This window comes from Micromonospora sp. Mcm103 (assembly GCF_024519755.1).
GTDB lineage: Bacteria > Actinomycetota > Actinomycetes > Mycobacteriales > Micromonosporaceae > Micromonospora > Micromonospora aurantiaca.
In genome coordinates this window covers 105077-125859 of sequence record NZ_JALJRJ010000014.1, presented here as the reverse complement: position 1 = coordinate 125859, position 20783 = coordinate 105077, and the positions used below count along the sequence as shown (strand labels likewise).

Sequence of the window (20783 nt, the reverse complement as noted above, 5' to 3'; positions counted from 1 at the left end):
CACCGGCGCGCCCCGCCGCGGCCACCCGGCCAGGGTGGGGCGTACCGCCGGTCAGGCCAGCAGCGTCTCGCGCAGCCGCGCGCCCAGGTTCAGCTCGCCGACCACCCGGGGACCGGCCGGGTCGTACACGGCGATGCGGTGGTTGCGGCGCATCATCTCCCGCACCGCCGGAGGCAGCCGGGGCGGGTCGTCCATCGTCGCGAGCACCCGCGCGCCGGTGCCCATCAGCCGCTCCACGAGCGTCGCGCTGTCGGTGTCCACACGCACCCGGCCGAACTCCCAGCCCGCGGTGGTCAGGTCGAGCACCTCGAACAGGCGCGTCACGAACGGCTGCGGGTCGGTCACCCGGTCCAGCCGGTCGGCCCGCCCGCCGACCACCGCCACGGCGGCGCTGACCTGCGCGTACGGGTGCAGCCCGCTTGGCAGCGCGCCGAGCGGCCAGCGCAGCGCGGGCCCGGCCTCCTTCCACAGGGGCCGGTAGTTGCGGCGGTGCACCAGCAGCCGCCGCCCGGTACGCCGGAACACCTCCTGCGCCTGCCCCTGGAGGTCGGCGTGCGCCTGGTCGGCGGCCTCGCAGACGATCCCGGCGGCCACCACGAGACCGTCGTCATCGGACAGCAGCCGGGTGATCGCGTCCGCCTGCTCCGGGAACCGGAGGCGGGCGTGCGCGCCGTAGGACCGCCGTACGTCCCGCAGCAGCTCCTGCTGACGTGCGGGGTCCAGTTCGACCCGTCCGCCACCGAGCAACCGCTGGAGCCAACCCATCGCGCCTCGCTTCCGTCGCCGTCTGCGGACCGGGCAATGCTAGTTCGTCGGCCGATGCTCGTATGGTGACGGGGTGACCGATCGATCCCTGACCCTGATGGCGGTGCACGCGCACCCCGACGACGAGGCGACGAGCACCGGCGGCGTCCTGGCGCGCTACGCGGCCGAGGGCGTCACCACGGTGCTCGTGACGTGCACCGACGGGGGGTGCGGCGACGGTCCCGGCGGGATCAAACCGGGCGACCCCGGGCACGACCCGCAGGCCGTGGTCGAGATGCGCCGCGCCGAGCTGGCCGCGAGCTGCGAGGCGCTGAAGGTCACCCACCTGGAGACGCTCGACTACGGCGACTCCGGGATGATGGGCTGGGCGACGAACGAGGCGCCCGGCGCGTTCTGGAACACGCCGGTGTCCGAGGCGGCCGGCCGGCTGGCCGAGCTGATCCGGCGCTACCGCCCCGACGTGGTGGTCACCTACGACGAGAACGGCTTCTACGGCCACCCGGACCACATCCAGGCCCACCGCATCACGATGGCCGCCGTCGAGCAGACCGGCATCCCGGCCAAGGTCTACTGGACCACCGTGCCGCGCAGCGCGTTCCAGCAGTTCGGCACGATCATGCGGGAGATCGGGGTGGAGTTCCCCGAGCCGGAGGCGACCGACGAGATGCCGGCGCTGGGCCTGCCGGACGACGAGATCACCACCTGGGTCGACACCAGCGGATACGGCGGGCAGAAGTTCGCCTCGCTCGCCGCGCACGCCAGCCAGGCGGAGAACATCTTCTTCCTGCGCCTCGGGCAGGAGCGGTTCACCGAGCTGATGGGCATGGAGACGTTCGTGCGCGTGCGGGACACCACCGGCGCGCCGACGCCGGAGGACGACCTGTTCGCCGGGCTGCGCTGACCGGGCGCGGGCCCGGTCCGGCGTGTCGTCGGCCGGGCCGCTCATCTCAGGCCGCGACGGTCTGCGCGGCCAAGTGCGCGAGTACCACGCGGATGTCGCCGCCGGTGTCGGCCATGACCTGACGTTGCCGGGTGGCGCCGGTGCCCTCGCGGCGCACCCGCTCCATCTGGCGGCCTACCAGGTCCAGGTCGCCGTGGCGGGTCAGCGCGGGCGTGACGATGCCGAGCATGTCGTCGACGAGGTCCCAGGCGGGCCGGGGCCGCCCGGTGCGCAGGTCGACGAGCTCGCCGTCGACGCCGTCGTGGGCGGCCCGCCAGTGCGCGGCGGCGACCAGGCAGTCCCGGATGCGGGGTGCCGGCACGCCGGCGCGGACGTCGTCGATCAGGGTGGCCACGAGCGCCCGGACCAGCCCGGCGACCAGCACCGTGTCGTCGACGGTGGGACACACGTCGCCGACCCGCACCTCCACAGTCGGGTACGACGCGGACGGGCGGGCGTACCAGTAGACCATCGCGGCGTCGAGCATGATCCCGGCGGTGATCAGGTCCGCCACCGTGGCGTCGTAGTCGGCGGCGGAGTCGAAGTGCGGTGTCGGCCCGATGCTCGGCCACCGTTCCAGCTGCATCGAGCGCCAACTCGCGTGGCCGGTGTCCCGTCCGTCGTGCAGCGGCGAATTGGTGGTGAGCGCCTGTACCACCGGCAGCCACTGACGCAGGTGGTTGCAGACCTGTACGGCGAGTTCCCGGTCCGGGACGCCGACGTGGACGTGGCAGCCGCAGACCGCCGGGTCGTGGGCCACCGGGCCGAACCGGCGGGACATGGCGTGGTAGCGCTGCTCGTCGGGCACCGTGCGGTGAGCCTCGCAGACCGGGGTGGCGCCGACGGCGACCAGTCGCGCCCCGGCCGCATCGGCCGCCCGCGCGGCCGCCCGGCGCAGCGTGACCAGGTGCTCCCGCAGCTCTCCGAGATCGGGGCTGACCGGCGTCACCATCTCGACCATGCTGTGCCGGAACTCCTGCCGGCTCTGCTCGCGGGCGGTGCCGGAGAGCGCGCCGCGTACCCGGTCGGCGACCGGCATGCTCTCGCCGGTGGCCGGGTCCAGCAGCAGGAACTCCTCTTCCACCCCGAGGGTCAGGACGGTGGGGATCTGCGGGGTGGTGGCGGTGGTGGTGGGCCGCGGCCTCACCGACGGCTCCACCGGCACGGAGCGGTCGGCGTGTCGACGTGAGGCGGAGTCATGTCTCGACGGTACGAGGGCGGGGGCCGGCCCGAGGCCGTTTCCACCGACCACCGCCCCCGCGGGTGGCGGGGGCGGTGGCGGTACGGCTCAGCAGTCGAAGTAGAGCGCGAACTCGTGCGGAGTGGGCCGCAGCCGGACCGGGTCGACCTCGTTCGCGTTCTTCCAGTCGACCCAGGTGGAGATCAGGTCGGCGGTGAAGACGTTGCCGTCGAGCAGGTAGTCGTGGTCGGTCTCCAGCGCCGCCAGCGCCTCGGGCAGCGAACCCGGGACCTGCTTGACGTCGCCCCACTCCTCCGGGGGCAGGTCGTAGAGGTCCTTGTCGATCGGCGCCGGCGGCTCGATCTTGTTCTTGATGCCGTCGAGACCGGCCATGAGCATGGCGGAGAAGGCCAGGTACGGGTTGCTGGACGGGTCGGGGACGCGGAACTCGACGCGCTTGGCCTTGGGGTTGCTGCCGGTGACCGGGATGCGGGTGCAGGCGGAGCGGTTGCGCTGCGAGTAGACCAGGTTCACCGGGGCCTCGAAGCCGGGGACGAGACGGCGGTAGGAGTTGATGGTCGGGTTGGTGAAGGCGAGCAGCGAGGGTGCGTGGTGCAGCAGGCCGCCGATGTACCAGCGGGCGGTGTCGGACAGGCCGGCGTAGCCGGTCTCGTCGTAGAACAGCGGCTCGCCGCCACGCCACAGGCTCTGGTGGGTGTGCATGCCGGAACCGTTGTCACCGAACACCGGCTTGGGCATGAACGTCGCGGTCTTGCCGTGCGCCCACGCCTCGTTCTTGATCAGGTACTTGAAGAGCTGAAGCTCGTCGGCGGAGTGCAGCAGCGTCGAGAACTTGTAGTTGATCTCGGACTGCCCACCGGTGCCCACCTCGTGGTGCGAACGCTCCACGGTGAAACCGGCGTCCACCATCCGGCGGACCATGCTGTCGCGCAGGTCGGCGTAGTGGTCCACCGGCGGCACCGGGAAGTAGCCGCCCTTGTAGGCGGTCTTGTAGCCGCGGTTGCCGCCCTCCTCGACCCGGCCGGTGTTCCAGGCGCCCTCGATCGAGTCGATGTAGTAGAACGACTGGTGCGCCGAGGTCTCGTGGCGGATGGAGTCGAAGATGTAGAACTCCGCCTCGGCGCCGAAGTACGCGGTGTCGGCGATGCCGCTGGCGGCGAGGTACGCCTCGGCCTTCTTCGCCACGTTGCGCGGGTCGCGGGAGTACGCCTCGCGGGTGAACGGGTCGTGGACGAAGAAGTTCAACGCGACGGTCTTCTGCGTGCGGAACGGGTCCACGAACGCGGTCGCCACGTCCGGCAGCAGCAGCATGTCCGACTCGTGGATCGACTGGAAACCACGGATCGACGAGCCGTCGAAGGCGAGGCCGTCGGTGAAGACGCTGTCGTCGAACGACTCGACCGGCAGGTTGAAGTGCTGCATCACGCCGGGCAGGTCACAGAAACGTACGTCGACGAACTTCACGTCCTCGTCGGTGAGGTATCGCAGGAGTTCCTCGGAATTGGCGAACACACGTCCTCCTGGCAGGCGTCGTTGATCCTGGCCACGTCCCGTGGCCGGACCGCCCGGGGACATGGCCCGTACCGCCACCGTACGACGGCGCGCCGTGCCCGGCTCGCCAACAGCCCATCCGGGTTTCCTTCGCCACAGGCCGGGTAGTCGCCGTACCCGGCGGACCGCCCGGGAGACGACGTGGCGGGAGGTTGGCATGGTGGGTGCTCCGCGACTGACCGGTGGACGCTGAGATGTGCGGGATCAGCGGTGAGGCCAGATTCGACGGGGCCACCCCCGACGCCGACGCGGTGACCCGGATGACCGCCGCCATGCGCTCACGCGGGCCGGACGGCGAGGGCGCGTGGAGTGACGGCTGGATCACCCTCGGGCACCGCCGGCTGACAGTGATCGACCTGTCCGAGGCCGGCGCCCAGCCGATGGTCCGCGACGACCTCGGCCTGGCCCTGGTCTTCAACGGCTGCGTCTACAACTACCCGGAGCTGCGCGACGAGCTGCGCGCGGCCGGGCACACCTTCCACAGCACCAGCGACACCGAGGTGATCCTGGTGGCGTACGCGCAGTGGGGGGAGCGGTTCGTCGACCACCTGGTCGGCATGTTCGCGGTTGCGCTGGTGGACCGGCGGCGGCGCCGCCTCGTGCTGGCCCGTGACCGGCTCGGCATCAAGCCGCTCTACCTCGCCGAGTCGCCCGGCCGGCTCCGGTTCGCCTCCACGCTGCCGGCGCTGCTGGCCGGCGGTGACGTCGACACCGGCATCGACCCGGTCGCGCTGCACCACTACCTGTCCTGGCACTCCATCGTGCCGGCGCCGCGCACGATCCTGCGCGGCATCCGCAAGCTGCCCCCGGCCACGGTCCGGGTGATCGAGGCCGACGGGCGCGGCCGCGAGCGCGTCTACTGGCGGCCCGAGTACCGGCGCGACCCGGCCCACGAGGGCATGGACGCCGCCGACTGGCGGGCCGCCGTCGGGGACGCGCTGCGCACCGCCGTACGCCGCCGGCTGGTCGCGGACGTGCCGGTCGGGGTGCTGCTCTCCGGTGGCCTCGACTCCAGCATGATCGTGGCGCTGCTGGACGGCGCCGGACAGCACCACCTCCAGACGTTCAGCATCGGCTTCGACAGCCGCGGCGACGAGACCGGCGACGAGTTCCACTACTCCGACCTGGTGGCCCGCACGTTCGGCACCGACCACCACCGCATCAGGCTCGCCGACGGCGACCTCGGCCCGGCCGTACGCGCCACCGTGGCGGCAATGACCGAACCGATGGGCAGCCACGACGTGGTGGCGTTCCACCTGCTCTCCGAGCAGGTCGCCCGGCACGTGAAGGTGGCGCAGTCCGGCCAGGGCGCCGACGAGGTGTTCGCCGGCTACGGCTACCACCACCGGCTTGCCGACGCGGCCCGCGAGGACGCGGCGGCCGAGTTCACCGCCGCGTTCTTCGACCGCGACCACGCCGAGCTGACCGAGGTGGTCGAACCGGCGTACGCCTGCGACGGTGACGCCAGCGGCGAGCTGGTCGCCGCGGACCTGGCCGCGCCGGGCGCGCAGACCGCCGTGGACGCGGTGCTGCGCCTGGACACCCACCTGATGCTGCCCGACGACCCGGTGAAGCGGGTGGACAGCATGAGCATGGCGTGGGGGCTGGAGGTGCGTACGCCCTTCCTCGACCAGGACCTGGTCACGCTCGCCGCGGCGTGCCCGCCGGAGCACAAGCTGGCCCAGGGCGGCAAGGGCGTGCTCAAGGAGGTGGCCCGCGAGGTGCTGCCGGCCGAGGTCATCGACCGGCCCAAGGGCTACTTCCCGGTACCGGCGCTGCGCAACGTCGACGGTCCCGTGCGAGAGTTGGTGGTCGAGGCGCTGGGTGCGCCCGAGGCGCGCCGGCGCGGGCTGTTCCGCCGGGCGTACGTCGACGAGCTGCTGGCCGAGCCGGACCGGGCCCAGGCCGCCGCCGGCAGCAACAAGCTGTGGCAACTGGGCCTGCTGGAGCTGTGGTTGCAGACGCACGGCGTGAGCTGAGCGGGGCGGGAGGAGCACTGTGAAGTTCGTCATCGAGAGCGAGGCCGACGGCAGTGTGGGGTTCACCGTCGTCGGCGGCGACGGTCAGCTGCTCGCCACCGGGGCGCCCTGCCCGGACAAGGGCTCGGCGCTCGCCGTGGTGGGCGAGCTGATGCACGGCCTGGGCGACGCCTGCGTGGAGGACCGCACCGAGGCCGGCGCCGGGCCGGTGGCCGGCACCCGCACCGAGATCGGCGACGACATGTCGGACATCGGCCGCTCCGGCATCCCGCCGGTCTGACCGCGACACGTCCTGGCTGCGTGACGGTGATCCGCCGGTCCGACCGCGGCGCGTCCCGCCCGGCCGGCGGGCCGGGCGGGACGGTGTGCTCACTGCTCGTCGTCGAGGACGTCCGTTCGGCCGTCGCGGGTGACTGTGGGCGGCAGGTGCTCGTCCGGCTGGGGCGCCTCGGCGAGCGTGTGGTGCGGATCGCCGTCGGGCGAGAACAGCACCCGATCGGTCTTGCGGGTCTTCTCCTGCTCCTCCTCCGGCTCCGTCACCGCGTTCTCCCTCCGCTCACCGGCGCCTCCCGCAGGCCGCCCCTCGTCCCACGCTAAGCGCCGGACGGGCGCCGGGAGCGGGTTTCCGCGCGACGGCCCCGGGCCGGCCCCCACGCGTGCGACGGACGGGGGAGTGCACGGACCGGTCCGACTCTCATGATGGGCGGAGCGCCGCGGCGGGACAACGTGCACGCTGCCCACCCCACACACCCGCGGATACGCTGCCAGCCGCAGGCACCAGCGACGGAGGGGCAGCCGTGGCGCTGACGATGACCGTCGACGGCCGCCCGGCCGCCGGCGCCGGAACCTTCGACGTCGTCGACCCGGCCACCGGCGCGGTGTTCGCCACCGCCCCGGCCTGCCCGCCCGAACTGCTCGACCGGGCGATGGCCGCGGCGACCGCCGCGTACCCGGGGTGGGCTCACGACGGCGAGGCGCGGCGCGGCGCGCTGCGCGCCGCGGCCCGGGCGGTCCTCGGCGCCGTCGCCGACCTCGCCGCGCTGGTCACCGCCGAGCAGGGCAAGCCGCTGGCCGAGGCGACCACCGAGGTACGCGCCGCCGCCGCGTGGCTGCACTACTTCGCGGGCATCGAGACCGGACCACAGATCGTCGACGGGCGACGCGACACCGCGATCGTCACCGCGCGGCCCCTCGGCGTCGTCGCCGCCGTCACGCCGTGGAACTATCCGCTAGCGCTCGCCGCCTGGAAGATCGCTCCGGCGTTGCGGGCGGGCAACACCGTGGTGCTGAAGCCCTCCCCGCACACCCCGCTCGCCACGCTCGCCCTCGGCGAACTGCTGCGTGACCTGCTGCCACCCGGCGTGCTCAACGTGGTGACCGGGCCGGACCCGCTCGGGGCGTGGCTGTGCGCCCACCCCGTACCCAGGAAGATCACCTTCACCGGGTCGACAGCGACCGGCCGGCGAGTAGCGGCGGAGGCCGCCACCCGGCTCCGGCGGGTCACGCTCGAACTCGGCGGCAACGACGCCGCGTTGGTGCTCGACGACGCCGACCCGGCGCGGATCGCCGACGACCTGTTCTGGGCGGCCTTCGCCAACAGCGGCCAGATGTGCATGGCGGTCAAGCGGGTGTACGTGGCCCGGCCGGTGCACGACGCGCTCGTCGAGGCGCTCGCCGACCGCGCCGCCACCGTCCCGATGGGCCCCGGCGCCGACCCCGGTGTCCGGCTCGGCCCGGTGACGACCCGGGCCCAGCAGGAGTACGTGGCAGGGCTCGTCCGCGCGGCCGTCGCCGGCGGCGCGACGGTGGCCGCCGGTGGTCGAGCCGCCGACGGGCCCGGTCACTTCCATCCGCCCACCGTCCTGTCCGGGGTGTCCGACACCGACCGGGTCGTCACCGAGGAGCAGTTCGGGCCGGTGCTGCCGGTGCTGGCGTTCGACGACGTCGAGGAGGCGCTCACCCGGGCCGACGCGACACCGTTCGGCCTGACCGCCTCGGTCTGGTCGGCGGACCCGGACCGGGCCGCCGCGGTGGCCGCCCGCCTGGACGTGGGCCAGGTGTCGGTGAACGCGCACGCCGCCGGGGTCCGGCCCGACCTGCCGTTCGGCGGGCGGAAGGACAGCGGCCCCGGGGTCGAGAACGGACACTGGGGACTGGCCGGGTACACCCAGCCGCACGTCCTGGTCCGGCCGCCCTCGGATGACCAGCCCTAGTCGAGCAGGTCCGGTTCGGCGTGCACGACGTCCTCGTACATCGGGCGGAAGTTCAGCCGGCCCAGCCCCGGGGTGCCGATGGTGGCCCGGGTGAGACGGGCCTCGGCGGGCGCGATCGGCACCGGCGTGCCGGCCGCCTCCGCCGCGAGCTGGATCCGGCAGCAGCGGTCCATGCTGAAGAACCACCAGGCGGCCTCGTCCACGCTGCCGCCCACGGTCAGCAGGCCGTGGTTACGCAGGATGACCGCCTTGCCGGGGCCGAGCGCCTTGGCGATCCGGTCCGCCTCGTCGCGGTCGAGGACCACCCCGGAGTAGCCGTCGTGCAGGCCGTGGTCCTCGTAGAACGCGCACGCGTCCTGGGTCAGCGGGTCGAGCAGCCGGCCCAGCGTGGCGAACGCGCGCCCGTACACGCTGTGGCTGTGCGCGGCCGCCACGACGTCCGGGCGGACCGCGTGGATGCGGCTGTGGATGGCGTAGCCGGCCGGGTTGATCGTGCCCTCGCCGTCCACGACGGTGCCGTCGGAGTCCACCAGCAGCAGGTCGCTCACGCGCAGCCGGCCGAACGACCGGCCGAACGGGTTGATCCAGAACCGGTGCGGCTCGCCCGGGTCGCGGACGGTGAGGTGACCGCCGGCGCCCTCGTCGAAGCCGTACCTGTGGAACAGCCGCAACGCCGCCGCGAGGCGCTGCTTGCGGCGCAGCCGCTCCTCCGCGACGCTCCGGGCCCCCATCACGCCGTCCCGAGCAGCGCGGCGACGACCTCGTCGTCGAACTCGGCCAGCCGTCCCGCGTCCGGGCCGCGGCTGATCGCGTACCCGTGCAGGATGCGGGCGTGGGCCACCGGCACCCGCTCGCCGTCACGCCGCACGGCGAAGCGGACGTCGGCGTCGAACATGGTCCCGCGCAGCACGTCGGTGACGGTGAACGTGGTCTCGATCTCCTCCTCCATCCGCGCGGCGGCGAGGACCCGCACGGAAGCGCGGGACACGACCGGGATCCAGCCGCGCACGTCGAGCATCCGGCCGACGGAGATGCCGCGCGCCGCCAGGAACCGGTCCACCACCTCCTCGACCGCGCGTACGTAGCCGGAGTGCTGCACCGGCTGCGAGTACTGGCAGTAGAAGTACGGCGCCCGCCACCGCCACTCGAACGGCGTACCGGCCGCGTCGGCGACGGGTGCGGGATCGCCCGCCCGGACCTCGGCCACGACCGGCACGTCACCGGGGACCGCGACGTCGACGGCCGGACCGGTCCGGACCAGCGCCGCGCGGACCCGGCCGCGCAGCACCGGCACACCGCGCGCGGTGAGCCGTACCGCGAACTCACCGCCGCCGCGATGCCGCGCCTCGGCGGTCACCTCGTCGTCCACGTCGAGCACCGCCGGCAACTGCACCGAGGCGTCGGCGATCACCAGGCCGAGGCCGTGCTCGTGGTACAGCCGCGACGGCCCGGCGCCACGCTCGCGGAACCAGGCGAGCACCGCCTCCTCGGCCAGGTACATGAAGTGTTTGAACCCCACCCAGGTACGGATGTTGGCGCCCTCGAAGCGGGGGCGCAGCGCCACGGTGGTGGTCTCGTCCGGCAGGACCGCGGTCACCGGGTCTCCTCTCGACTGTCGGATCGGGGTGCGGACCCGGGGTCCGGCGCGGCGCGTACCGTGACCGCGCGGAACCCGTCCTCGTCGTCGCCACAGCGGACCTCCACGACCGCCGGCCCGCCGGGCGCGCGCAGGGCGTCCGCCGCCAGCGCGACCGGAACCAGGCCGTCGGCACCGTAGTGGCCGCCCTCGCCGCCGGTGCCGTGGCCGTCCGGCGGGTCACCGGGCACCGTCCGCACCGGACCGACCACCAGGTGCGGCGCGGGCACCCGGTCGAGCGGCTCCAGCACCAGGCAGGCGGCGCCGGCCCGCAGCGGACCCGGGCAGCCCGGGCGGGTCGCGTGCAGCGCGACGGCGATGTCGTCGTCCGGCTCGGCGCCGACCACCACCACCCGGTCGGCCCGGCCCGCCGCCAGCAGCCGCAGCCCGGCGGCGAGCGCGTCCAGGCCGGACGTGGCGCCGGAGCAGCACATCAGGCACGGGCCGCCGAAGCCGAACCAGATCGCCACCGAGCTGGCCACCACGTTGGGGGAGGCGTTCGGCGCGGACAGCGGGGACACCGCCCGCCAGCCGTCGGCGCGGGCGGTGGTGACGATCCCGGCGACGGTGCCGACGTTGCCCAGGTTGCTGCTGGCCACCACCGCAGTGCGCGGGTCCACCCGATCCGGCGGGGTGCCGTCGCCGTCGGCCCGGCCGAGCGCCCGGTGCACCGCGCACAGGGCCAGCCGGGTCGCCGTCTCCTTGTACAGCAGTCCCTTGCGCCCGAGGACGGTCCGGGCCCGCTCCGCCGGCGGCGCGTCCGGCCCGGGCAGGTACGCGTACCAGGCGGTGAGTGCCGCCGCCGTTCCGGAGGCGGTCATCGGGCGGCCTCGACGAGCGTCACCGCGTTGACCCCGCCGAAGCCGAACGCGTTCACCTGCGCCAGCGTCGCCCGAGTCCGGGCCGGACGGTCGCGGACCAGGTCGAGGCCCTCGGCCTCGGGCAGCGGCGTGCGCAACCCGGCGATCGGCGGTACCACCCCGGCGCGCAGGCAGCGGACGGCGACGTCGAGGCCGTGCAGCGCGGCGGTGCCGGAGGTGTGCCCGATCGCGCCCTTGAGGCCGGTGACGGTGGTGGGGCCGCCCAGCGCCACGAGCGCCGCCGCCTCCGTCGGGTCGTTGAGTGTCGTGCCCGTGCCGTGCGCCACCACCAGGCCCGCGTCGGCCGGCTCCCGGGCACCCCGGGCGTACGCGTCGTCCATGGCCCGGCGCACACCCTCGGCCGACGGCGCGGTCTCGTGGTACGCGTCGCAGGACAGTCCGGTGGCGACCACCCGGGCCAGCACGCGTGGTGCCAGCCCGGCCCGGGTCACCACGAGGGCGGCGGCCCCCTCGCCCAGCAGCACGCCGGCCCGGTCCCGGTCGAAGGGGCGTACCCGGTCGGCGGGCTCGTCGGCGACCCGGCCGATCATCGCGAGCATCGACTCGGTCATCGCGTCGGTGGCCGCGACGACGACGGCGTCGGCCTCACCGAGTTCGATCATGTCCTGCGCGAGCGCGAGGACGTGCCCGCCCGCGCTGCACGCGTTCGCGACGGTGACCGCGCCGGGCACGCCGGCGTCCGCGACGGCGGACCGGAAGTGCAGCCCGCCCGCGCGGAACGGCGCCCGGTCGGCCACCGCCCGCTCGACCGCGCGCAGCTCGCGCAGCCCGGTGCCGACAAGCGCCGCGACGCGGTGCCGGGCCGGGTCGAGCGCCGCGTCGGCGAGCGCCCGCCGGACGCAGTCGCGCAGCCAGCCGGCGGCGGGCCACAACTCGCCGCCGGAGCCGTCCGGGATCGGGTAGCCGTGGCGCACGTGCACGGCGGCCGGGTCGTAGCCGGACAGCGGCGCCACCCCGCACCGGCCGCCGAGCAGCGCGGCGAACGTGGCGTCACCGTCGCCGAAGCAGGTCCGCACCGCGCTCGCCGCGATCTCCACCGGCATCGCGGCCTACCCCAGCTCCGCGAGCGCGGCGCCGGGCCGGACGGCGGCGATCAGCTCACCGATCACCGCCGTGGTCCGCCCGCCGACCGTGACGGTGCCCGACGCGACGGCCGCGCCGTCGACGACCTTGTCCAGCCGTACGTCGTGGCGCAGCACGTCCCCCGGGTACGCGGCGCCGGACAGCCGCAGTTCACGCACGCCGACGAACAGCGGCAGCAGCCCGCTGCCCGGCCCCGGCACGCCGGCGCCCGCGCGCAGGAACCAGGCGAGCGCGGCGGCCTGGCCGAACGACTCCAGCAGCAGCGCCACCGGATACGCGTACGCCTCGGGAGGTGCGGTCTCGTCCAGGCCCGCGTAGCACCACTCGGCGGCGGTGACCGCCTTCTCGGCCACGATCCCGTCCGGCCGGACCTCCACCACCCGGTCCACGAGCAGCAGCGGGAACCGTTGCGGCAGCAGCCCGCGGATCGCCTCCTGCCCGACCGGCGCGCTCACCGATACCGCCCGGCGTCGAACTGCGCCTCCAGGCGGGCGCACTGCTCCCCGTCGCCCCGGTGGCAGCGGGCGCGGGCGGTGAGCGGTCCGGTCGCCGGGTCACCTGTCACCTCGACCCGCATGGTGAACTCGCCCGGCGCCAGCACGGGCGCGGTGAACCGGGCCGAGCGCAGCACGGTCAGGCGCGCGCCGTCCACCCCGGCGCAGACGGCGCGCAGCAGCGTGTCGACAAGGAACACCCCGGGCAGGATCGGCCGGCCGGGGAAGTGACCGGACAGGTACGGGCCGTCCGGCTCGACGACGGTGCGGGTGCGGATGCGCACCCCGTGACCGGAGCGTTCGATCTCGATGCTGTCGAACGGGCTCAGCGGGGGCGGGTACACGCCGGGGCCTCCTGTCGGTCGGTGGCGCCGCACGCGCGCAGCCGCGCGAGCTCCGCCCGGTCGACGCCGGCCTCGGTGAGCAGCGCCTCGGTGTCCGCGCCGACGGCCGGCGCGCCGTGCCGCACCCGGGTCGGTGTCCGGGAGAACTTGGCGGCCGGGCCGGTCAGCGGGCCCGTGGTGCCGTTGCACAGCGGGACGGTCTGCACCATGTCGCGTTCCCGGACGTGCGGGTCGGCGGCGGCGTCGGCGAAGTCGCGTACCGGCTCGGCCGGGATGCCCGCGGCGGCGAGCCCGGCCGCCGCCTCGGCGACGGTCCGCGCCTCGCACCACGCACCGACCAGCACGTTGACCTCGTCGCGGCGGGCGCGGCGCTCCTCGTTCGTGGCGAAGCCCGGGGCCCGGGCCAGCTCCGGCCGGTCCATCGCCGCGGCGAGCGAGCGCCAGTGCTTGTCGAGCGCGACCGCCAGGTAGAGCCAGCCGTCCCGGCAGCGGTACGTGCCGGCCGGCACGACGAAGTCGGCCTGGTCGCCCCAGCGGCGCAGCGGCACGCCGGTCGCGCCGAGCGTCAGGTAGCCGCCGCTGTTGGCGAGCAACGCGTCCAGCAGTGACACGTCGACGTGCTGGCCCTCGCCGGTGCGGTCGCGGTGGCGCAGCGCGGCCAGCGCGCCGATCGCGCCGTGCAGCCCGGCCAGGTCGTCGGCGAGGAAGGACGGCGCCTTCATCGGTGTGCCGTCCGGCTCGCCGTTGAGGCCCATCCAGCCCGCCGCTGCCTGCGCGATCGGGTCGAAACCGGCGTCGGTGGCGCGCGGGCCGTACTGGCCCCAGCCGGAGATGGAGACGAAGACGATGTCGGGATTGACGCGCCGGCACTGCGCGTAGCCGACGCCCCATCCGTCGAGCGTGCCCGGCCGGTAGTTCTCCACCACCACGTCGGCGGTGACCACCAGCCGCAGGAACGCCTCCCGGGCCGGTTCCCTGCGCAGGTCCAGCGACACGCTGCGCTTGTTGCGGTGCACCGTCTCCCGGAACCAGGACAGTCCGGTGCCGGGGATGTCCGGCGGCATCCGGCCCTCCCGGTTGCCGGGCATCTCGATCCGGATCACCTCGCAGCCCAGGTCTGCCAGGACCGCGCCGGTCATCGGCCCGGCCCACACCTTGCTGATCTCCAGCACGCGTACGCCGTGCAGCGGCCCGTCCACGTCGTGACGTGCCTCGCGGTAGAAACCGGCCTTGTCCATCTCACCGCCAGCTGTCTGGTATCTGCGATCGGTGTGCCGAGCTGCGGTGCAGCGCCTGCCGCCGCACCTTCCCGGAGTCCTCCCGGGGCAGCGCGGTGGACAGCTCGTAGGAGCGCGGCACCTTGAACCCGGCCAGTTCGCGGCGGCAGTGCCGGTCCAGCGCGGTGGTCAGGTCGTCGGTGAGCGCGTGGGTGTCCACCTCGACCACGGCCCGGACCTGCTGCCCGAACTCCTCGTCCGGCACGCCGAAGACGACCGCGTCGCGGACCGCGGGGTGGCGCAGCAGGACGGCCTCGACCTCGGCCGGGTACACGTTCACCCCGCCGGACAGGATCATGTCGTCGGCGCGGCCGGTCAGGTAGAGATAGCCGGCGGCGTCCAGGTAGCCGCGGTCGCCGTAGGTGAAGCTGCCGTCGGCGCGGTGCGCCGCCCGGGTCTTCTCCGGTGCGTCGCGGTACTCGAAGCCGTCCGGGCGGTGCAGGTAGACCCGGCCCTCGTGCCCGGCCGGCAGCGGCATGTCGTCGGCGCCGACCACCACGATCTCGGTGCGCGGCAGCGGCCGGCCGACGCTGCCCGGGTGCGCCAGCCAGTCCTCGGCGTGGATGATCGTGGCGATACCCGCCTCGGTGGCCGCGTAGTACTCGCTGAGCACCGGGCCCCACCAGGCGATCATCTGCCGTTTCACGTCCACCGGGCAGGGCGCCGCCCCGTGCCAGACGCGCCGCAGCGTGGCGCCGCCGAACGCGGCCCGTACCGCGGGGTCCAGCCGCAGCAGCCGCACGAACTGGGTCGGCACCAGGTGCGTCATGGTGACGCCCTCGTCGTCGATCAGCCGCAGCGTCGCGGCCGGGTCGAACCGGGGCCGGGTGACCAGCCGGAACCCGCGGATCAGCGGCAGCAGCGAGAAGAACAGCTGGCCGGAGTGGTACCAGGGGCCGCACAGCAGGTTCACCCCGTCCGCCGGCATGCCCAGCACCGTGCACAGCCGGTTCAGGCGTCCGCGCAGCCGGGGCAGCGGCTCGCCCTGGCGGAACAGCCGGCTGACCACCGCCTTCGGCGCTCCCGTGGTGCCGGAGGTGTAGAGGCCGGTGGCGCCGCTGCCCGTCTCCGGCGGCTCGGCGGCGGCGGCGTGTGCGAGCAGCGGCTCGGCGGCGGCGAACCCGTCCACCGGCTCGTCGCCGAGCACGACGCGCAGTCCGGGGCGGCGGTCGTTGCGCTGCCACGCGTCCCGGGCCGCCGGGAGGCGCTCGGTGTCGGTGACCAGCGCCCGGCATCCGGAGTCGGAGAGCAGATACGCGACCTCGGCGCCGGTGAGGTGCCAGTTCATCGGCACGATCACCAGACCGGCGTGCAGGCAGGCGAGCAGCAGCTCGAACACCTCGTGCCGGTTCCCGGCGAGCACGCCGACCCGGTCGCCCGGGCGCAGCCCCTCCCGGTGCAGCAGGTCGCACCAGCGATTCACCCGCTGGTCGAGGTCCCGCCAGCTCAGCGCCGCGTAGCCGTCGTCGAGCGCGACCGCGTCCGGCGCGGCGGCCACCATCGGGTGCAGCAGCTGCGCCATCGCGGATCCTCCTCGCCCGGGCGGTGCCACCCGGCCCGTCGGTGACCCCAGCAACGTAGGTTTCGGCCGCCTCCTTTGTCGACTCTCGTATGTGTGGAGTCGTAACGTGTGCCCGGCCCGGTGAAGGGACGATCGGATGACACTGCACCTGCACTGGTTCCTGCCGTCGCACAGCGACGGGCGGGACATCGGCTGGCGTCCGCGGGGTGCCGGCGCGCGGCGCACGGTACGCCGGGAGCCCGACCTCGCCTACCTCGCCCAGGTCGCGCTCGCGGCGGAGCGGCTCGGCTTCGAGGGCATGCTGATCCCGGTCGGGATGTTCTGCGAGGACCCCTGGCTGGTCTCGGCCGCGCTGGCCGGGCGCACCGAGCGGATCCGGTTCATGATCGCGCTGCGGCCCGGGCTGATGTCGCCGACGCTGGTGGCGCAGATGGTGGCCACGTTCCAGCGTCTGTCCGGGGACCGGCTCATGCTCAACGTCGTGGTCGGCGGCGACCCGGACGAGCAGCGCCGCTACGGCGACTGGCTGGACCACGACCGGCGCTACGAACGCGCCGACGAGTTCCTCACCATCCTGCGCGGGGCGTGGACCGGCGAGCCGGTGGACTTCGAGGGGGCGCACCACCGGGTCCGGGCCGCTCTGGTGACGCGCCCGCCGCGGACCGCGCCGACGGTGTTCGTGGGCGGCTCGTCGGCCGGCGCGCAGGACACCGCGCTGCGCCACGGCGACGTCTATCTGGCCTGGGGGGAGTCACCGCCGGAGCTGGGCGCGTTGCTCGGCGAGGTACGCGAACGCGCCGGCGGCAAACTCTCCTGCGGCACCCGCTTCCACGTGATCACCCGGGACACGCCGGAGCAGGCGTGGGCCGAGGCGGACCGGCTGATCGCCGGGATGGACCCGAAGACGGTGGCCGCCGCCCAGGAGCGGTTCCGCCGCAGCGAGTCCGAGGGACAGCGCCGGATGGCCCGGATGAGCGCCGGCGCCGAGGGCCGGCTCGAGGTGTACCCGAACGTCTGGGCCGGGTACGGCCTGCTCCGGCCGGGCGCCGGGGCGGCCCTGGTCGGCAGCCACGAGCAGGTCGCCGACCGGATCGCCGAGCTGCACGCGCTGGGCGTGGAGCACCTGTTGCTGTCCGGCCAGCCGCACCTGGAGGAGGCGTACTGGTTCGGCGAGGGCGTGCTGCCGCTGCTGCGTGAGCGCGGCATCCTGGCGGAGGCCCACGGATGACGGCGGCGGTGAGCCCTGACGCGTCGCCGGAACTGCTCGCCGACCCGGCCACGTACGTCTCCGGACCGCCGTGGCGGGAGTTCGCCAGGCGGCGGGCCGAGGCGCCGGTGGCCTGGGTACGGGAGCCGGCCCTGCGCCGCCGGTCCGGGCGCGCGGGCGACGGACCGGCGGGCGAGGTGCTGCACCGCGGCGACGGATACTGGGCGGTCACCCGGTACGCCAGCGTGGTGCGGGCCTCCCGCGACCCGGCGTTGTTCTCCTCGGCCACCCGCGGGCCGTTCCTCGCCGACCCGAAGACCCGGGGCGACCTGCAGCGCACCCGCCAGCTGCTGTCCGGCATGGACCCGCCCGGGCACACCCGCCTGCGCCGGGTGCTGACCGCCGCGTTCACGCCGCGCACGGTCCGGGCGCTGCAGGACTCCATCGACGCGCACGCCGCCCGGATCGTGGCGGCGGCGGCCGGCCGAGGTGAGGTCGACGCGGTACGCGACCTGGCCGCCGAGCTGCCCCTGGTGGTCCTCGCCGACCTGCTCGGCATGCCGCCGCAGGACCGGAACCTGATGTTCTCCTGGAGCAACCACCTGGTCGGCTTCGACGATCCGGAGTTCGGTGGCGGCGACGTCCGGACGTTCAAGCGGGCCATGGCGGACGCGTTCGGGTACGCGGCCGACGCCGCCGCCGCGCGCCGCCGCGACCCGGGCGACGACCTGACGAGCGTGCTGGCGACCGCCGAGGTGGACGGCCGGCCGCTGACCGAGCCGGAGCTGTGCGGCCTGTGGCTGCTGCTCGTGGTGGCCGGCAACGAGACCACCCGTCATCTGGTCTCCGGCGCGCTGGAGCTGGCCGCGGACGACCCGGCCGTCCGGGACGCGCTGGCCGACCCGGACCGGGTGCCGGTGGCGGTGGAGGAGCTGCTGCGCTGGATCACGCCGATCATGCAGTTCCGCCGGACCGCCACCGCCGACACCGAACTGGACGGCCAGCCGATCCGGGCCGGTGACAAGGTGGTCCTGTACTACGCGTCGGCCAACCGGGACGAGGCGGTGTTCGCCGACGCGGACCGCCTGCGGCTGGACCGGGCGCCGAACCCCCATCTGGCCTTCGGCGTGGGCCCGCACTTCTGCCTGGGCGCGCACCTGGCCCGGGCCGAGGCGGTGGCGCTGCTGCGGGCGCTGCGCCCGCACCTGCCGCATCTTCGCCGCGTCGGCCCGACACAGCGGCTGGCCTCGAACTTCATGAACGGGATCAAGTCGTTGCCGGTGCGCCTGGTCCGGTAGCGGGGGTGTTCAACCGGGGAACGCGCCCAGTCGAACACGCGCCGGCAGGTGGTCGTATCCCCGGAAGCTCATGTGCAGGCGGCGGACCGGGACGCCGGCCGGCTCGAAGCCGGCCAGGCCGCGGGCGATCCGGTCGAACACCGCCGCCCCCTCCAGCCGGGCGAGCGTGGCGCCGAGGCAGAAGTGCGGGCCGGCGCTGAAGGAGACGTGCGGGTTCGGGGTACGGGCGATGTCCAGCTCGTCCGGGCGGGCGAACCGCCTGCCGTCCCGGTTGGCGGCGGCGAGCAGCAGCACGACCAGCCGGTTGGCGTTGATCCGCCGTCCGGACAGCTCGATCGGGGCGCGGGTCAGCCGGGCGGTGGCCTGGATCGGTGCGTCGAAGCGCAGGAACTCCTCGACCGCGCTCGGCACCAGCTCCGGCTCGGCCCGCAACCGGGCCAGCACGTCCGGGCGGGACAGCAGGGCGGCGCAGCCGGTGGCGATGAGGTTGGTGGTCGTGTCGAAGCCGGCGAAGAACAGGAAGATCACGTTGTCCACCAGCGCCTCGGCGGTGATCGCGCCGCCCGGGTCGGCGGTGGCGAGCAGACCGGCCAGCGGATCGTCGTCGCGACCCCGGCGCTCGCGCTCGGCCAGCAGCTCCCGCACGTAGGCGCGCAGCCAGGTCACCGCGGCGGCGGTGGCGTCCCGGTCGCCCTCCACCCGGATGCCTGCGCCGAAGGCCCGGGCCAGCGTCATCGCGTACGGGCGCACCAGGTCGCGGTCGGCGACGGGGATGCCGAGCAGTTCGGCGGCGACGGTCACCGGCAGCGGCGCGGCCAGCCCGGTGACCAGGTCGGCGTCCCCGTCCATCGCGGTGAACAGCTCGCCGACCAGCTCGTCGACGCGGCCGCGCAGCCCGGCCACGGCCCGGGGCGCGAGCAGCCGGGACATCGCCCGGCGCAGCACGGTGTGCACGGGGGCGTCCCGGTTGAGCACTGTGGCCCGGAAGAAGCCGGTGACCGCGTCGGGCTCGCCCGAGGCCTGGTACACGACGTCGGGGAACTCGTGTCCGACGCGCGGGTCGGCCAGCAGCGCGGTGACGTCGGCGTGCCCGGTGACCGCCCACACGCCGGGACCGGCGGGCACGACCGGCCCGGCCTCCCGCAGTGCCGCGTAGGCGGGGTAGGGGTCGTCCAGTCCGGCGATCGCGGTCGCGTCGTATCGCACTCGCACGACGGGATCGTAGCGCCGGTGGGACGCTTGAAAGCGAGATAGTGCAGCGACGGCGATCACTGACCTGTCGCGATCCCGGCACGTCCGGGGCGTGTGCTCGGCTTCCCCGTCTGATTAGGATTCGCGTATCACGGCTCTTGCGACGCGACGAGAGACGTAAAAGCTAGATACGACATCCCCTGGAGGCGGCGTGACCAAGGGAGCAGCCATGACGGTGGTGGCGGACCTCGACGAGGAGCCGGCGGGGGCGACCGAGGGCGGGCCGGTGCAACTGCTGCCGATCGCCTGCCTGCGCGCGGCCGACTCGCCCCGGCTGGCCGGCGAGGACGACCTGCACGCGCAGACACTTGCCGAGACGGACGCGCCACTGCCGCCGATCCTGGTCCACCGCGGCACCATGCGCGTGATCGACGGCATGCACCGGCTGCGCGCCGCGGTCCTGCGCGGCGAGACGCAGATCGCCGCCCGCCTGTTCGACGGCACCGTCGAGGCGGCGTTCGTGCTCGCGGTGCAGGCCAACGTCACCCACGGACTGCCGCTGTCGCTCGCCGACCGCGAGGCGGCGGCCCAGCGGATCCTGCGGTCGCACCCGCACTGGTCCGACCGGGCGGTGGCGACCGCGGCCGGGCTCGCGGCGAAGACCGTGGCGAGCATCCGCCGGCAGGACATCGGGGCCCCCGACGTGCACGCCCGGCTCGGCCGCGACGGCCGGCTGCGCCCGGTCAACAGCGCCGAGGGCCGCCGCATCGCCAGCGAGCTGATCAGCCGCAAACCGGAGGCGTCGCTGCGCGAGATCGCCAAGACCGCCGGCATCTCCCCGGCCACCGCGCGGGACGTACGCGAGCGGATGAAGCGCGGCGACGACCCGCTGCCGCTGCGTCAGCGCGGGGGTGAGCCGCGTCCGGCCCGGGCCGGCCTGAGCCGCCGGCCACCGATGCGGGAGCGCTCGGTCAACCTGCAGAACCTGCGGCACGACCCGTCCGTCCGGTTCACCGAGTCCGGCCGTGCACTGCTGCGCTGGCTCGACAGCCAGGCCACCGGGCCGCAAGGCTACGCGGAGCTGATCGGCACCATCCCGGCGCACTGCACGTACGTGGTCGCCGACATCGCGCGCAGCATCGCCGAGGAGTGGCTCGAGTTCGCGGACCAGCTCAGGCAGCGGGCGAACGAGGCGGCCTGA

20 protein-coding genes are annotated in these 20783 nt (G+C 74.5%); 7 read left to right on the top strand and 13 right to left on the bottom strand.

Annotated elements, in window-relative coordinates; genetic code table 11:
- Nucleotides 1–51 precede the first annotated feature (51 nt).
- Nucleotides 52–765, bottom strand: coding sequence for a hypothetical protein (locus OC439_RS18580; protein ID WP_091328560.1), 714 nt, complete (start codon nucleotides 763–765; stop codon nucleotides 52–54).
- 73 nt (nucleotides 766–838) lie between these two features.
- On the opposite strand from OC439_RS18580, the gene OC439_RS18575 reads away from it, so the two are divergent.
- Nucleotides 839–1666, top strand: coding sequence for a PIG-L family deacetylase (locus OC439_RS18575; protein ID WP_262014518.1), 828 nt, complete (start codon nucleotides 839–841; stop codon nucleotides 1664–1666).
- 46 nt (nucleotides 1667–1712) lie between these two features.
- On the opposite strand, the gene OC439_RS18570 is transcribed toward OC439_RS18575, so the two are convergent.
- Nucleotides 1713–2852 (bottom strand): glutamate--cysteine ligase, encoded by a 1140-nt coding sequence (locus tag OC439_RS18570; RefSeq protein ID WP_262014517.1) that lies wholly within the window; start codon nucleotides 2850–2852, stop codon nucleotides 1713–1715.
- Between the two features lie 141 nt (nucleotides 2853–2993).
- Nucleotides 2994–4418: a type I glutamate--ammonia ligase gene (glnA, locus tag OC439_RS18565; protein ID WP_262014516.1), complete on the bottom strand. Its 1425-nt coding sequence runs from the start codon at nucleotides 4416–4418 to the stop codon at nucleotides 2994–2996.
- Between the two features lie 233 nt (nucleotides 4419–4651).
- Between glnA and OC439_RS18560 the strand changes: the two genes are divergently transcribed.
- Together OC439_RS18560 and OC439_RS18555 are read left to right on the top strand one after the other, a co-directional pair.
- Entirely contained in the window at nucleotides 4652–6436 is a 1785-nt protein-coding gene (locus OC439_RS18560) for an N-acetylglutaminylglutamine amidotransferase (RefSeq protein WP_262014566.1), read from the top strand.
- Between the two features lie 19 nt (nucleotides 6437–6455).
- Nucleotides 6456–6716, top strand: a complete 261-nt coding sequence (locus OC439_RS18555; protein ID WP_135239679.1) for a hypothetical protein — start codon at nucleotides 6456–6458, stop codon at nucleotides 6714–6716.
- A gap of 89 nt (nucleotides 6717–6805) precedes the next feature.
- On the opposite strand, the gene OC439_RS18550 is transcribed toward OC439_RS18555, so the two are convergent.
- The gene (locus OC439_RS18550; protein WP_262014515.1) at nucleotides 6806–6976 is read right to left on the bottom strand and encodes a hypothetical protein; all 171 of its coding nucleotides are present in this window, start codon (nucleotides 6974–6976) and stop codon (nucleotides 6806–6808) included.
- A 257-nt stretch (nucleotides 6977–7233) separates the two neighbouring features.
- Between OC439_RS18550 and OC439_RS18545 the strand changes: the two genes are divergently transcribed.
- Entirely contained in the window at nucleotides 7234–8649 is a 1416-nt protein-coding gene (locus tag OC439_RS18545) for an aldehyde dehydrogenase family protein (protein WP_262014514.1), read from the top strand.
- Here OC439_RS18545 and OC439_RS18540 read toward each other — a convergent pair.
- From OC439_RS18540 to OC439_RS18505, 8 genes are read right to left on the bottom strand one after another with little or no spacing between them, the layout of a single operon-like run.
- Nucleotides 8646–9380, bottom strand: a complete 735-nt coding sequence (locus OC439_RS18540) for a class II aldolase/adducin family protein (protein ID WP_262014513.1) — start codon at nucleotides 9378–9380, stop codon at nucleotides 8646–8648. The genes OC439_RS18545 and OC439_RS18540 overlap by 4 nt on opposite strands.
- Nucleotides 9380–10246 (bottom strand): acyl-CoA thioesterase, encoded by an 867-nt coding sequence (locus OC439_RS18535; protein ID WP_262014512.1) that lies wholly within the window; start codon nucleotides 10244–10246, stop codon nucleotides 9380–9382. Before OC439_RS18535 ends, OC439_RS18540 begins: the two co-directional genes overlap by 1 nt.
- Nucleotides 10243–11106 (bottom strand): beta-ketoacyl synthase N-terminal-like domain-containing protein, encoded by an 864-nt coding sequence (locus tag OC439_RS18530; RefSeq protein WP_262014511.1) that lies wholly within the window; start codon nucleotides 11104–11106, stop codon nucleotides 10243–10245. Before OC439_RS18530 ends, OC439_RS18535 begins: the two co-directional genes overlap by 4 nt.
- Nucleotides 11103–12209: a beta-ketoacyl synthase N-terminal-like domain-containing protein gene (locus tag OC439_RS18525; RefSeq protein WP_262014510.1), complete on the bottom strand. Its 1107-nt coding sequence runs from the start codon at nucleotides 12207–12209 to the stop codon at nucleotides 11103–11105. Before OC439_RS18525 ends, OC439_RS18530 begins: the two co-directional genes overlap by 4 nt.
- 6 nt (nucleotides 12210–12215) lie before the next feature.
- Nucleotides 12216–12704 carry a 3-hydroxyacyl-ACP dehydratase FabZ family protein gene (locus OC439_RS18520; protein WP_262014509.1) on the bottom strand — a complete coding sequence of 163 codons (489 nt, stop codon included), beginning with the start codon at nucleotides 12702–12704 and terminating at the stop codon, nucleotides 12216–12218.
- Complete coding sequence (locus OC439_RS18515) at nucleotides 12701–13087, bottom strand: hypothetical protein (RefSeq protein ID WP_167796877.1); 387 nt, start codon at nucleotides 13085–13087, stop codon at nucleotides 12701–12703. Before OC439_RS18515 ends, OC439_RS18520 begins: the two co-directional genes overlap by 4 nt.
- Complete coding sequence (locus OC439_RS18510) at nucleotides 13069–14325, bottom strand: CaiB/BaiF CoA transferase family protein (RefSeq protein ID WP_262014508.1); 1257 nt, start codon at nucleotides 14323–14325, stop codon at nucleotides 13069–13071. Before OC439_RS18510 ends, OC439_RS18515 begins: the two co-directional genes overlap by 19 nt.
- A 1-nt stretch (nucleotide 14326) precedes the next feature.
- Nucleotides 14327–15886 (bottom strand): AMP-binding protein, encoded by a 1560-nt coding sequence (locus OC439_RS18505; protein ID WP_262014507.1) that lies wholly within the window; start codon nucleotides 15884–15886, stop codon nucleotides 14327–14329.
- Between the two features lie 136 nt (nucleotides 15887–16022).
- On the opposite strand from OC439_RS18505, the gene OC439_RS18500 reads away from it, so the two are divergent.
- Together OC439_RS18500 and OC439_RS18495 are read left to right on the top strand one after the other, a co-directional pair.
- On the top strand, nucleotides 16023–17114 hold the full coding sequence (locus OC439_RS18500; RefSeq protein ID WP_262014506.1) for an LLM class flavin-dependent oxidoreductase: 1092 nt from the start codon (nucleotides 16023–16025) through the stop codon (nucleotides 17112–17114).
- The gene (locus OC439_RS18495) at nucleotides 17111–18391 is read left to right on the top strand and encodes a cytochrome P450 (protein ID WP_262014505.1); all 1281 of its coding nucleotides are present in this window, start codon (nucleotides 17111–17113) and stop codon (nucleotides 18389–18391) included. Before OC439_RS18500 ends, OC439_RS18495 begins: the two co-directional genes overlap by 4 nt.
- A gap of 9 nt (nucleotides 18392–18400) precedes the next feature.
- Here OC439_RS18495 and OC439_RS18490 read toward each other — a convergent pair whose 3' ends face one another.
- On the bottom strand, nucleotides 18401–19603 hold the full coding sequence (locus OC439_RS18490) for a cytochrome P450 (RefSeq protein ID WP_262014504.1): 1203 nt from the start codon (nucleotides 19601–19603) through the stop codon (nucleotides 18401–18403).
- Between the two features lie 208 nt (nucleotides 19604–19811).
- Between OC439_RS18490 and OC439_RS18485 the strand changes: the two genes are divergently transcribed.
- Nucleotides 19812–20783 carry a ParB/RepB/Spo0J family partition protein gene (locus OC439_RS18485; RefSeq protein WP_135243907.1) on the top strand — a complete coding sequence of 324 codons (972 nt, stop codon included), beginning with the start codon at nucleotides 19812–19814 and terminating at the stop codon, nucleotides 20781–20783.